General features: G+C 64.4%; 12 protein-coding genes and 1 pseudogene. 12 read left to right on the top strand and 1 reads right to left on the bottom strand.

Annotated elements, in window-relative coordinates:
- The 8 genes from RMO40_RS19405 to RMO40_RS19370 form a co-directional block, all read left to right on the top strand.
- On the top strand, window positions 1-228 hold a 228-nt coding region (locus RMO40_RS19405), incomplete at its 5' end, for a hypothetical protein (RefSeq protein ID WP_309724868.1).
- A gap of 860 nt (window positions 229-1,088) precedes the next feature.
- Entirely contained in the window at window positions 1,089-1,775 is a 687-nt protein-coding gene (gene epsI / locus RMO40_RS19400) for an exosortase-associated protein EpsI, B-type (RefSeq protein WP_309724865.1), read from the top strand.
- A 237-nt stretch (window positions 1,776-2,012) separates the two neighbouring features.
- Window positions 2,013-2,852, top strand: a complete 840-nt coding sequence (locus RMO40_RS19395; RefSeq protein WP_309724863.1) for an EpsD family peptidyl-prolyl cis-trans isomerase — start codon at window positions 2,013-2,015, stop codon at window positions 2,850-2,852.
- Window positions 2,853-2,871: 19 nt separating this feature from the next.
- A complete protein-coding gene (epsE, locus tag RMO40_RS19390; RefSeq protein ID WP_309724861.1) occupies window positions 2,872-3,714 on the top strand; it encodes a polysaccharide export protein EpsE in 843 nt (280 codons plus the stop codon).
- 6 nt (window positions 3,715-3,720) lie between these two features.
- Window positions 3,721-5,166, top strand: a complete 1,446-nt coding sequence (epsF, locus tag RMO40_RS19385) for a chain length determinant protein EpsF (protein ID WP_309724860.1) — start codon at window positions 3,721-3,723, stop codon at window positions 5,164-5,166.
- Window positions 5,166-6,077, top strand: coding sequence for a chain length determinant protein tyrosine kinase EpsG (gene epsG / locus RMO40_RS19380; RefSeq protein WP_309724858.1), 912 nt, complete (start codon window positions 5,166-5,168; stop codon window positions 6,075-6,077). The genes epsF and epsG overlap by 1 nt, the downstream gene beginning before the upstream one ends.
- Window positions 6,074-6,973, top strand: coding sequence for an exosortase B (xrtB, locus tag RMO40_RS19375; protein WP_309724856.1), 900 nt, complete (start codon window positions 6,074-6,076; stop codon window positions 6,971-6,973). The genes epsG and xrtB overlap by 4 nt, the downstream gene beginning before the upstream one ends.
- Before the next feature lie 96 nt (window positions 6,974-7,069).
- Window positions 7,070-8,422, top strand: a complete 1,353-nt coding sequence (locus tag RMO40_RS19370; protein ID WP_309724851.1) for an oligosaccharide flippase family protein — start codon at window positions 7,070-7,072, stop codon at window positions 8,420-8,422.
- 64 nt (window positions 8,423-8,486) lie between these two features.
- Here the strand turns inward: RMO40_RS19370 and cysQ are convergent, their stop codons facing one another.
- The gene (gene cysQ / locus RMO40_RS19365; protein ID WP_309724849.1) at window positions 8,487-9,260 is read right to left on the bottom strand and encodes a 3'(2'),5'-bisphosphate nucleotidase CysQ; all 774 of its coding nucleotides are present in this window, start codon (window positions 9,258-9,260) and stop codon (window positions 8,487-8,489) included.
- A gap of 325 nt (window positions 9,261-9,585) precedes the next feature.
- On the opposite strand from cysQ, the gene RMO40_RS19360 reads away from it, so the two are divergent.
- The 4 genes and pseudogenes from RMO40_RS19360 to RMO40_RS19345 form a co-directional block, all read left to right on the top strand.
- Complete coding sequence (locus RMO40_RS19360; RefSeq protein WP_309724847.1) at window positions 9,586-10,995, top strand: FAD/NAD(P)-binding protein; 1,410 nt, start codon at window positions 9,586-9,588, stop codon at window positions 10,993-10,995.
- 9 nt (window positions 10,996-11,004) lie between these two features.
- Window positions 11,005-11,385: pseudogene (locus RMO40_RS19355) on the top strand (hypothetical protein); the annotation flags it as partial.
- A 168-nt stretch (window positions 11,386-11,553) separates the two neighbouring features.
- Window positions 11,554-12,783 carry a sulfate adenylyltransferase subunit CysD gene (cysD, locus tag RMO40_RS19350; protein WP_489660199.1) on the top strand — a complete coding sequence of 410 codons (1,230 nt, stop codon included), beginning with the start codon at window positions 11,554-11,556 and terminating at the stop codon, window positions 12,781-12,783.
- Between the two features lie 29 nt (window positions 12,784-12,812).
- A partial coding sequence (locus RMO40_RS19345) for a GTP-binding protein (protein ID WP_309724846.1) occupies window positions 12,813-13,300 on the top strand: 488 nt, incomplete at its 3' end.

The following is a 13,300-nucleotide window of genomic DNA, read 5'->3' as shown; positions in this document are numbered from 1 at the left end:
GCGGCGGTGCAGGGGCTGGTGCTGGTGCAGGGGCCGGTGCTGGTGCAGGTGCAGGTGCTGGTGCCGGTTCGGGTGCAGGTGCTGGTGCGGGTGCTGGTGCAGGTGCGGGTGCGGGTGCGGGTGCTGGTGCAGGTGCCGGTGCAGGCGCAGGCGCAGGCGCTGGTGCTGGTGCTGGTGCTGGTGCTGGTGCTGGTGCAGGTGCCGGCGCAGGTGCCGTCGTGCCGTTAATGACGAAGCAAGCCTTCGTCATGTAAGGAGCGGGGTCCCTGCCGAAAAACGCGTTCGTGCACTGGCCAGTGCCAGAAACCACGCGTTCAACATACCGCGTGGCCGTGCCGTAACGCACGGTCGTTGAAGGGGCCACGGTAAACGACTGGCGCTCGGCGGCTATGGTCTTCCAGCCGGCCGGTGCAGGCGCCGGCGTGGGGGCGCGCAGTGCGTTCTCTGTGGCATCGGCATCGGTCACATCCGTGGTGGTGGTGTCACTGCCGCCGCAAGCGGCCAAAGCCACGCACAAGGCGGAAAGAGGGATTAACTTGAATCTGGTTTCGATCGACAAAGACATTTCAGGATTCCGATAAATTGACGCCCCTCGCGGGGGCAACAGGGCGTCGCACACGATGCGTTGCAACAGCAGATTGAGGAGCCCGACTTGAGCGGCTGCCACCATTTCGGTGCAACACCATCACGCAGACACCTCGGCCTAGCCAGCCTGAGTCACAACGTTCATCGCCAGGAGCTGCAGGTTTGGTGTGAGCAGAATAGGGTCGGCCGCCGTAGGCCCTGTAAGTCGACCTGTCAACACGTATCCGTTGGGGTTTCTGCTAAAGATCGCCGAAACCGCGCCAACCCCCCATAACTAGGGGGGTCAGCCCCTGGAGCGGGGCATGAACAGGCGATTTCTCGGCGTAGGAAAACTTACCTGCAGGAACCGCAGTTACAGATAGATGCAGCTACACGCCGGCTCTGGCCGCAGAAATGGGGGGCATTTATGGGGCATTTGTCACGCATCACGGCCTTTGTCACCGCCCCAACGCCACGCCAAGAGCAAAATACCGGCTCACCGCCCGCTCCCGAGGAACCTCTGCATGCCTGCGATCCGAACCGCTTTGGCGCTGCTGGCCTTGATGTGCTCGGCATCGGTGATCGCCACATGGGGCCAACCGGAGCCCGCCAGCGAGCGGCGAGCACCGGCCATTCAGCTGGAAACGGCGGTGCCGCGACAGTTTGGTGGCTGGCACGTTGACCCCTCGCAGGTGACCCAGGTGGTCAACCCGCAAACACAACAACTTCTGGACAAGCTTTATGGCCAGGTGCTCGCCCGCACCTATGTGAACGACCGCGGCTACCGCGTCATGCTCTCGGTGGCCTACGGCAGCGACCAGCGCGGCGCGCTGCAGGCACACAAGCCCGAGGTCTGCTACGTGGCACAAGGCTTCAGCCTGCTGGGCAACGAGACATCCGACATCGGAACCTCGTTCGGGCCGATCATGGGCCGGCGCCTGAGCACGCAGCTCGGGAGCCGCCATGAACCCATCACCTACTGGTTCACGCTCGGTGACCAGGCCGTGCGCAGTCGCTTCGAACGTCGTGTGGCCGAGCTACGTTCCGGCCTGACCGGCCAGATCCCCGACGGCCTGCTCTTTCGGGTGTCGTCTATCGATATCGACCCGAAACGCGCCTACGCCGAACACGACCGCTTCGTGAATGAGTTGCTGTCATCACTTGCGCCAGGCGATCGGGTTCGCCTGAGCGGATTGACGGGCACACGCTGAAGACCGCGCCTGGCAAGGCCCTTGTTCGACCCCTCAATCGGGGTGCGGGCCGGAGCAGGCCCCACCGCTACACTCGTCAGCTCAAGGGTCTTGGCGCGCGGCCGCGAGCACTGGCGCGCACTTCTCGACGTGACACCGACCCTTCAGAAACCGAGCCTGGAGACAGCCTGAATGAACGTGGATCGACAACTCGGCAAGCACCCGGCAAGACCCAGCTTGGCGGCATGTGTCATCGCCATGTCTGCCCTGTCGCTGGCAGCTTGCAGCAAGCCGGCCGAGAAGCCCGCTTCGCAGGTGGTCGCCAAGGTCAACAAGCAAGAGCTCACCGTTCACCAGATCAACTACCTGCTCGAGCAGCAGCGTGGGTTGAGATCCGAACAAGCCGAGGCCGCACGCAAGCAGGCGCTGGAGCGCCTGATCGACCAGGAGCTGGCCCTGCAAAAGGCGGCCGAGATCGAACTCGACCGCGATCCTCGTGTGATGCAACAAGCCGAAGCCGCAAGGCGCGAGGTCATCGCTCGGGCCTACTTCGAGCGAGTGGGCGATGGAGCGGGCAAGCCGACCGACGCACAGGTTCAAAAGTACTACGCCGACAACCCGGCCTTGTTTGCCGAGCGCCGCGTCTACCAGTTCCAGGAATGGTTTGTCGAGGTCGCGGCAGAGCAAGCCGATGCCGTGCGCGCCAAGGCGCAGTCAAGCAAGGCGATGAGCGAGTTCACTGATTTCCTGCGGGCACGCAACCTCAGGTTCGAGTTCAATCAAGCGATCCGCGCGCCGGAACAGCTGCCACTGAACAGCCTTGCCGCCTTTGCCAAGATGAACGAAGGTGAAACCATGATCAACAGCAAGCCAATGGGCTTGCAAGTGATTGCTCTGGTCAGCGCCCGCCGCGAGCCGGTTGAACTTGCCAAAGTGAAGCCGGTCATAGAACAGTTCCTGATGAACGAACAAAAGGCGCGCATCATCAATGATGATCTCAAGGCCTTGCGCGCGGCCGCAGCCATCAGGTACGGAAGCGGGTTCGGCGATGCTGTAGATGGCGCCGCCTCGCAGCCTGCCGCAGCCAAACAACCGTGAACCCCGGAACGAGCCCGACATGAACCACCTCCGCCGCTTGTTGAAGTCCATCGGCAGCGCCGCCGCACTGGCCTCTTTGCTCATCGCTGGCTGGCCGTTGACTTCGCAAGCGCAAGTGGCCTCGGGCACCGCGAGTGCGCAGTACCGGCTGGCCACAGGCGACGTGATGCGAATCACCGTCTTCCAGAACGCCGACCTCACCTTGGAAGCCCGCATCAGCGAAACCGGTGTGATCTCGTACCCGCTGCTGGGTACGGTAGCGCTTGGCGGGCTGACCCTGCCCCAGGCCGAAAAGCGCATCGCCGATGGACTGCGCGACGGCAACTTCGTCAAACAGCCGCAGGTGTCCATCCTGGTCACGCAGGTGCGTGGGCACCAGGTGTCCGTGCTGGGGCACGTGGGCCGGCCGGGGCGATTCCCGCTGGAGCAGGCTGACACTAAGCTCACCGACATCATCGCCACCGCAGGCGGCATTGGCGCCACCGGATCCGACACCATCGTGTTGGTTGGTCGACGCAATGGCCAGCCTTACCGTGCCGAGTTCGATCTGCCGGCCATCTTTGCCGCTGGCCGCCGCGGAGAAGACGTGATCCTGCAGAACGGCGACGTGATCTGGATCGAACGTGCTCCGGTCGTCTACCTCTACGGCGAAGTGCAGCGCCCGGGCTCCATGCGGCTCGAGCGCGGCATGAGTGTGATGCAGGCGCTGGCCAGCGTCGGCGGCATCACGCAACGCGGCACCATGCGAGGCCTGAGGGTGCACCGGCGCGACGCCGACGGCAAGGTCCAGGTCATGGAGGCCCAACTCAACGACCCGCTGCGCCCTGATGACGTCGTGTACATCCGCGAATCGGTTTTCTGATCCACCATGGGCAACGGTCTCAATCTTCGACAAGTTCTTCTGATCCTGCGGCTGCGTTGGCCGCTGGTGCTGGCGCTCTTCGCTCTGGTCATGCTGATTGCCTACGGCGTGTCGCTGCAGATGCCCAAGAAGTACACCGCCGAGACATCACTCTTGCTGGATGTTCGCGCCGACCCGCTGGTGGCCACGCTGATGCCATCCATCGCTTCGCGCGAGTTCCTGGGTACTCAGGTCGAGATCATCCAAAGCGAACGCCTAGCCGGGCGCGTCGTGACGATGCTCGGCGTGACAGACGGCCCGGCGGCCGTTGAGCAGTGGCGCCAGGCCACGCAAGGGCGGGTGCCCATCGAAACCTACTACGGCTCGATGTTGCGCAACAGCCTGACAGTCGTGCCCGCGCGCAATACCAACCTCATCGACATCTCGTTCACCGGCTCAGACCCGCGCTTCGTTGCCGCGGCGGCCAATGCGTTTGCGCGGGCCTACATCGAGTTCAGCGTCGAGTTGCGCATCGAGCCCTCACGCCAGTACGGCACCTTCTTCGACGAACGGCTCAAGAGCCTGCGCGCACAGTTCGAAGAGGCCCAACGCAAGCTGTCGACCTATCAGCGAGACCGCGGCATCATCCCGACCGAGCGCATCGACCTCGAAGGTGCACGGCTGACGTCCATCATGACGCAACTCGCCACGGCCCAGGCCGAGCTGGCCGACACCAGCACGCGCCAGCGCAACACCGGCACCGAAACATCGCCCGATGTGCAGATGAGCTCGGTCGTTCAAGGCCTGAAGTCGGAACTCGCTCGGGCTGAAACAAGGCTGAGCGAGATCAGCGCCGTCGTCGGCTCCAACCACCCGCAACGCCTGCAGCTCGAAGCACAAATTGCCGAGATCAAGCAGCAGATCACGTCTGAAATGCGCCGTGTCTCAGGCGTCACGGCCACCGTCAACCGTGCCACCGGACAAAAGATCGCCGAACTGTCTGCCATGGCCGAGGCGCAAAAGCGCACCGTGTTGTCGCTGCGAGCACAGTTCGATGAAATGGCGGTTCTGCAGCGCGACGTCGAAACCGCCCAACGCGCCTATGACGCAGTGGCCACGCGGCGCAGCCAGGTCTCACTCGAAAGCCAGGCCGACCAGGCGAGCGCACGTGTGCTCACACCGGCCAGCGAGCCGCTTGTGCATTCGAGCCCCAACATCAAGAAGAACATGATGGCGGCGGCCGGTCTCGGCTTGCTGCTCGCGATCGGTGCGGCCCTCGGGTGGGAGCTGCTTGACAGACGCGTGCGCAGCACGGCCGACCTGAGCATCATCGAAGGTGTGCCCGTCCTGGGTGTGGTGTCGACGTGGGCAGACCGCAGCAGAGGAGGCCCGCACCGCCCTCGCGGGCCGCTCAACCTGCCTCCGGTCAGCAAAAACTTGACCCCGCAGCTGACCTTGGACGAGGGCAGCTGATGGCGACCATGTCGTCGGGAAAGGCGCGCGACGCAGACAGGTCCATCGGGGCGATCCTGGTCAATTCCGGCCGACTCGCCATTGAGGACGTCGAGCGCATCATCAATTTCCAGAAAGAAAACGAACTGCGCTTTGGTGACGCGGGCATGCAACTGGGCCTGCTCACCGAAGCCGACATCTTCTATGCGCTGTCGCTGCAGTTCGACTACCCCTACCTGAGCGGCCCCGGGCACCCGGTCAGCGACGAGGTGGTGGTGGCCTACCGGCCCTTCAGCGCCGAAGGCGAGCGCCTGCGTTCGCTGCGCAGCCAGCTGCAACTGAGGTGGTTCAAGGAAGGTGCGTCACGTGTCGCATTGGCCATCGTGGGCACGCGTCCCGGCGAAGGTCGCAGCTTGCTCGCCGCGAACCTGGCGGTCACCTTCGCGCAAGCCAAGGAGCGCACGCTGCTGATTGACGGAGACATGCGCAATCCGCGTCAAAACCTGCTCTTCAAGGTCGAGAACCAGACGGGGTTGTCGAACCTGCTGACTGGCCGCATGCACGAGCAGGTCATCAAGTTGGTGCCCGGCATTCCCGGGCTGGCGATTCTGCCCTCCGGGCCGATTCCGCCCAACCCCGAGGAGCTCCTCGGCCGCTCGTCGTTCGACCGCATCCTCGAACAAAGCATGTCAGCCTTTGACGTGGTGATCATCGACACCCCGGCCATGACCATGGGTGCCGACGTCACGCTGCTCGCCCGCTTCGCCGGAGCCGCCTTGATCGTCGCCCGCAACAACATGACCCGCACGGCAGAGTTCCAGGAGCTGGTCGACCAGATGCAGGAAGCCGGCGTCAAAGTGGTCGGCTCGGTACTGGTGGATGTGCCGTTCCAGAAGCCCCAGAAGCTCAAGTCGCTACGGCGAGGCACGTGAGCACGCCTGAGACGCGCATGGCGGTGACTCCGGCACGGCTCTCCGGGCCCTGGTTGCTTCTGCTGGTGGGTTTTACGGTCATGTATGTGCCACTTTATTGGGTTGCAAGCCAAGACCTGTGGCAAACCGATGAGCTGGGGCACGGCCCCATCATCCTCGGGCTGACCGGCTGGTTGTTCTGGCAAGCACGAGCGCAGATCGTGACCGCAGCGACCCTCCCCGTCCCCGCCCTCGGTTGGCTGCTGTTCGCATCGGGCCTTCTGCTGTACGGGCTGGGGCGTGTGTTCATTGTGGCGAGCGTCGCCTTCGCATCGCAAATTTTTGTGGTCGGCGGTGGGCTGCTCCTTCTCGGGGGTGCGGGCGCGCTGCGAGCGGCCTGGTTCCCGGTGCTCTACATCCTGTTCATGATCCCGATGCCAGCCAGCGTGGTCGACGCCGTGACCGGCCCCTTGAAAAGCTGGATCTCGGTCATCGTCGTTGATCTGCTGTATGCCTTGGGCTACCCCGTCGCACGCGCGGGCGTGATGATCTCGATCGGCCCTTATCAGCTGCTGGTGGCAGACGCCTGCTCGGGACTCAACTCGATGTTCAGCCTAGCCGCCATCGGTGCGTTGTTCATCTACTTCAAAGGTCGCGACCGGCTCGCGCACAACGTGATCATGATCGCGTCGATACTGCCGATCGCATTTGCGGCCAACATCATCCGCGTCGTGACCCTGGTGCTGGTCACTTACCACGCAGGAGACGAAGCCGGCCAAGGATTTCTGCACGGTGCTGCGGGTCTCGTTTTGATGGCTGCTGCTCTGGCGATTCTGTTCGCCCTGGATGGGTTGTTGAGCACGACCTTGCGCAGGCGGACGCCCACGCACACTGATGCTCGCGCGACAAACATCTGAATCAGACAACTGATCCCTCATGACAACGCCGAACGCCAGTCGCGAATCACAGCCAAACCCGAACTGCAGCGACACCATGCGCCTGGGCCTCGCCGGATGAAAATTCCCGCGACTTTGAGACGCCGCAGTTTGCATGCCGGTGCGTGGGTCGGAGGTGGGCACATGATTGCCCAGCTCCTCAGGTTCGGCGGCAATCTCCTGTTGGCCCGCTTGCTGATGCCGGAGGCGTTCGGGCTGATGGCCGTCGTCGCCACGATGATGGTGGCGCTGAACCTGCTGTCAGACATCGGCAGCGGCGTGGTCATCGTGCAGAGCCCGCGAGGTGCTGACGAAGAGTTTCTCCACACGGCCTGGACCTTGCAGGTCATGAGGGGCACGGCCCTGTGGCTCATTGCCGGATTGGCATCTCTGGGGATCATGTTCGGGCAAGCCCAGACCTGGTTCATGGCGGGGACGGTGTATGCGGACCCCCGGCTGCCCGGCCTGCTGACGGCAGCGACCTTCGCCATGGTCATCGACGGGTTTGGCTCCATCAACGCCAAGCTGGCCGAGCGAAACCTCGAGATGCACCGCATCGCGATCATGGACGTTGTGACACGTGTGGTGGCACTCACGGTGATGGTGGTCTGTGCGTATCTGACCGAATCGATCTGGTCATTGGTGGCAGGTGCCTTGGTCGGCTCTGCGCTGAGGTGCTTTCTGGGTCACAGGTTTCTCAGTGGGCCACGTCCGCGCTTTCGCCTGGAACCCACGGCCTTGCGCGAGTTGGTCAACAAGGGCAAATGGGTCATCGTCTCCTCCACGCTTGGCTTCGTGGCCATGAATGGCGACCGCATGCTGCTCGGTGGTTTGATCGACACCACCACGCTGGGCCTGTACTCGATCGCGCTGGGGCTGACCAGCATCGCATCAGGCACGGTTCTCGCCGTGCTCGGGAGGGTGTTGTTTCCGGTTTTCAGCGAAGTCGTCAACAAGCGTCGACACGAGCTGCCAATCGTCTATAGAAAGTTCCAGCAGCTGACGGATCTGGTGGTGGGTGGGCTCGCCGGATTCATCTTCTTCGGCAGCGAACCCATCGTCCAGATCCTGTACGACTCGAGATACCAGGCCGCTGCACACATCTGCGCCATTTTGGCGATCGGTACGATCGGAACCCGATTTCTGGTGGTGGAGCAGATCTATCTCGCCGTAGGGCGAACCGAGTTGTTGCCTGCAGCGACGCTGCCGCGGGTGCTTGTGATCCTTCTCGGGCTGCCCATTGGCTATCACTTCGCAGGGCTCGATGGCGCTCTCGCCGCCATCGCGCTGAGCTCCTTCGTCAATTGGCCGCTCGCCATCTGGTTCAGGGCAAAAAACGGCTTGAACAACGTCCTCAACGATGTCGTGCTGCCCATCGCCATCGGGATCGGTCTGGCCTTAGGTTATGGGCTGACTCGAATCATGGCCTGAGCGCAGATCCGAACCTTGGGCAGCCTCGCGTCGCACCGGCGCACTGGCGCCGGAGCGAGCCCACTTACGCCGCGCTGGCCACAAAGTGCGGGTTGTCGAAACCCGGTTTTCCGTAACTCAAATCGACACCGGCCAGCGTTTCGACCTTGCCGCCCGCCGCCGCGAGCACCGCATGGCCTGCAGCGATGTCCCACTCCATCGTGCGCCCGAGCCGTGGGTAGAGGTCGGCCTCGCCCGCCGCGACGAGACAGAGCTTGAGCGACGAGCCGGCGTTGGCCAAGGCGGCCACCTTGCGCCCGGCGAGAAATTGATCGAGCGCAGCGGCGTCGCCATGTGAACGGCTGGCCACCACGGTCAGCCCTTCGGACGGCACGGGCCGGCAGCGGATGGGCCGTCGGCCTTGAGCATCTTCGAGGTAGGCGCCCTGGCCGGCCTGCCCCGCAAACAAACGGTTGAGCGCCGGCGCCAGCACCACGCCCAGCGTGGGCCTGCCGTTCTCGATGAGCGCGATGTTCACGGTGAATTCGCCATTGCGGTTGATGAACTCCTTGGTGCCGTCGAGCGGGTCGACAAGCCAGAATCGATCTCCCACCTGCGGGATGTGCCCGGCCGACACGGCCTCTTCGGCCACGATCGGGATGTCGGGCGTCATCAGGCGCAGCGCTGCGGTGATCACCTCTTCGGCCCGTTCGTCGGCCTCTGTCACCGGGGAGGCGTCTTCCTTGCCACGTGAGCTGAAGTCCGTCTGGTAGATCGCCAGGATCACCTGCCCGGCATCTCGGGCGATGCGGGCGATGGCTTCGAGCCATTGATCTGATGGGGTGGGGAGGGGAGCCACAAGTTTCCTTTGATAAATGCTGCAGTTGAACCGGGAGCGCACAAAGTTCTTCACGAGCCCGCGGGTCATGTCGCCCGGGAGCATGCGATGCGCATTTGCTCGCGACAAGCCCCTGAAGCAATGGGTCCGGTGCCTCTGGTGCTCAAACCTGCGAAACAGCTCCACCGATTCGTGATTTGGTGCGACTTTCTGTTCGCCCCACCAAGTTGAGGGGAAGCGCAAACCAGAGGCGTTGGGTTAATGTGCGCAAAGTTCTTAACTATCTTGCTGAGACATTAAACATTTATGAGCCGAGTATGAATTTCAACCCAACCACCTTCTTGCCATGACCCGCACCATTGCCATCGTCGGCGGCGGCCTGAGCGGCACGCTCACAGCCGTGCACCTGATGCGGCGCGCGGTCGAAGCCGATTTGCGCATCGTGCTCATCAACCGCTCCGGCCTGCTCGCACGGGGCGTCGCCTACGGCACCCGCAGTGCCGACCATGTGCTCAACGTGCCTGCGGCACGCATGAGCGCTTTCGAGGCCGACGAGGGCCACTTCCTGCGGTACGCACAGCAGCGCGAAGCCGGCCTGCAGGGGGGCAGCTTCGTACGCCGCGAGCTGTATGGCGACTACCTCGAATGGGCGCTGCACACCGCCCACGAGGCACTGCCCCAACCACAACGCTTCGAACACCGGTGTGAGCATGTGCACTCTCTCGAGACCCGAATTGACGGCGCCGTGCTGCACTTCGGCGACGGAGCTGCCCCACTGCACGCCGACCGCGTGGTGCTGGCCCTCGGTCATTTTTCGCCGGCCGATCCACGCTTGGGTGACCCCACCGCACTCGGCAGCCCGCTCTACGTGCGCGACCCCTGGCAGCACGACGCCCTGGCTGATGTGCCCGCCGACGCACCGGTGCTGATGCTCGGCAGCGGCCTGACCATGGTCGACGTCGCCCTGGCCCTGGAAGCACACGGCCACCGCGGCCCGCTGGTGGCGCTTTCGCGCCGTGGCCTGCTGCCGCAAGCGCACCGCACCGGCGGCGCGCCGCCCATCGGCATCGCGCTGCCCGGCGAATTGCTGGCCCGCCCCGCAAGGCTGCAAAACTGGCTGCGCCTGATCCGCGAGCAATGTGACGCGCTCGCCGCGCAGGGCACCGACTGGCGCGAAACGCTGGCCTCGCTGCGCACCGCCACACCCGCCCTCTGGCAGCGGCTGGACGAGCGCCAGCGGGCGCAGTTTCTGCGCCACTTGCAAACCTATTGGGACGTGCACCGTCACCGCCTCGCACCGGCACTCAACGATCGGCTGCAGGCCTTGCTGCAACAAGGCCGGCTGCGTGTGCAAGCCGGGCGGCTGCAAGCCCTGCGTCCCCAAGGGTCCGACGCGCTCGATGCCATCTACCGCCCCCGCGGTGGGGGCGGCCTTGTCACGCTGCCGGTGGCCCGTGTGATCAACTGCACCGGCCCCAGCACCAACCTCAAACAGGCACGCGAACCGCTGATGCAATCTTTGCTGACACGCGGCTTGGCCACGCCCGACCCGCTGGGCCTGGGCCTGGCCACCGGCGACGATTACACGCTGCTGAATGCGCAGGGCCAGTCCTCGAATGTGTTGCGTTACATCGGCCCGTTTCTGCGGGCACGCTACTGGGAATGCACGGCGGTGCCCGAGCTGCGCGTGCACGCCAAGGCCCTGGCCGATACGCTGTGCGCCGAACACGTCGCCTTCGAGACAATAAATGTTTAATCAGACTGCATGAGCTCCGAGACAAGCGTCAACCTTGAACAATGGAATGCCCGCCGCAGGTTGGCCGTGGAGTTGCGCGTGGCCGGGCGATCCCTGGCCGACGTCCGGCGTGAAACCGGCCTCAGCGCACCCACCGTGATCGCGGCGCACAAGGCTTACCTCAGCGGCGGCTGGCCCGCCGTGCCGGTCAAAGGGCGTGGGCGCCAGCACGGGGTCGGGCGTGTCCTCGATGCCACGCAAGAGCACGCGGTTCACACCGCCCTGCTGCAGGCTCCCGAGGCGGTGGGAGCCACCGCCGGTGTCTGGACCTTGGCCCACGCGGCGCAGTGGATACAAGTCCGCTTCGGGCTGCAGATGGAAGACCGCACCTTGTCGCGCTACCTCGTGCGCTGGGGTTTGGCACTCGATCCTTGGCGGCAGGCTGCCCAGGCCACGCCGCAAGGCACCGCTTGGTGGGCGGATGTGTTGCCAACCCTGACCAAAGCGGCCCGCTCACGCGGTGCACAAGTGGTGTGGTGCTGCGCCACGCCCGTCGGCGTGGACGGCGCAGCCACCTTGATGCGCGCGCAAACCTTCAAGGGCCGCATGGCCTGGCGTTGCCTCGAAGGTCCGCTCGACGCAGCCGCCCTGTCGCACTGCCTGTCTCAGCTGGCCGACACGCTGGAGGCACCTCTGTGTGTCGCCCTCAACGCGCCTCAGTTGCCGGGCCCGGCGTCGCCCGCAGACGCAGCGTCGCGAGTCGCGGTATGGGACTGCCCCATTGGTGCCGACACCACGCAGGCCTCGCCCACGCCCGCACAACAAACCTCTGCGCCCGCACCGATGCGCCCAGCCCACACCCCCACCCCCGTTTCGACCCGCAGCGAGACTGCCGTTGCCATGAACAACAACAAACTGACCCACCTGCAGCGCCTGGAGGCCGAGAGCATCCACATCCTGCGCGAGGTGGTGGCCGAATGCGAAAAGCCGGTGATGCTCTACTCGATCGGCAAGGACAGCTCGGTGATGCTGCATCTGGCGCGCAAGGCCTTCTACCCCGCGCCGCCGCCCTTCCCGCTGCTGCACGTCGACACCACCTGGAAGTTCCGCGAGATGTACGCCATGCGCGAGCGCATGGCCGCCGAGCTCGAGATGGAGCTGCTCGTGCACCACAACCCCGAAGCCATGTCGCTCGGCGTCAACCCCTTCGTGCACGGCTCGCAGATCCACACCGACATGTGGAAGACACAAGGCCTGAAACAGGCGCTCGACAAATACGGCTTCGACGCAGCCTTCGGCGGTGCGCGGCGCGATGAAGAAAAATCTCGCGCGAAGGAACGCATCTTCTCGTTCCGTTCGACCCAGCACCGCTGGGATCCGAAGAACCAGCGGCCCGAGCTCTGGCATCTGTACAACGCGCGCCTGCACAAGGGCGAGTCGATGCGTGTGTTCCCCATCTCCAACTGGACCGAGCTCGACATCTGGCAGTACATCCACCTCGAAAACATCCCCATCGTGCCGCTCTACCTGGCCAAGGAGCGCCCGGTGGTCGAGCGCGATGGCTCGCTGATCATGGTCGACGATGAGCGCATGCCGCTGCGCCCCGGTGAAACCCCGCAGATGCGCAGCGTGCGCTTTCGCACCTTGGGCTGCTACCCGCTCACCGGCGCGGTGGAATCGACCGCGCGGACCCTGCCCGAGATCATCCAGGAGATGCTGCTCACACGAACCTCGGAGCGACAGGGCCGCATGATCGACCACGACTCCTCGGGGTCGATGGAAAAGAAAAAACAAGAAGGCTATTTCTAAGCCACCGCACTGCACCGGAGCACCGACACATGGCCCACGTATCCGACCTCATCTCGACCGACATCGAGCAATACCTCAAAAAGCACGAGCACAAGAGCCTGCTGCGCTTCATCACCTGCGGCAGCGTCGACGACGGCAAGAGCACCCTCATCGGCCGCCTGCTGTACGAGTCGAAGATGCTGTTCGACGACCAGCTGGCCGCCATCGAGGCCGACTCCAAGAAGTGGGGCACCCAGGGCAGCGAGATCGACTTCGCGCTGCTGGTCGACGGCCTGGCCGCCGAGCGCGAGCAGGGCATCACCATCGACGTGGCCTACCGTTACTTCGCCACGGACCAGCGCAGCTTCATCCTGGCCGACTGCCCCGGGCACGTTCAGTACACCAAAAACACGGTGACCGGCGCGTCCACGGCGGATGCCGTCGTCGTACTCATTGACGCCCGCAAGGGTGTCCTGGAGCAGACGCGCCGGCACCTGTCCGTCCTGCAGCTGCTGCGGGTGGCGCACGTGATTGTGGC

It is taken from the genome of Rhizobacter sp., from assembly GCF_031412075.1.
Classification (GTDB): domain Bacteria; phylum Pseudomonadota; class Gammaproteobacteria; order Burkholderiales; family Burkholderiaceae_C; genus Rhizobacter.
The sequence above is the reverse complement of the archived record's forward strand: the minus strand, read 5'-3'. Positions and strand labels throughout refer to the sequence as shown.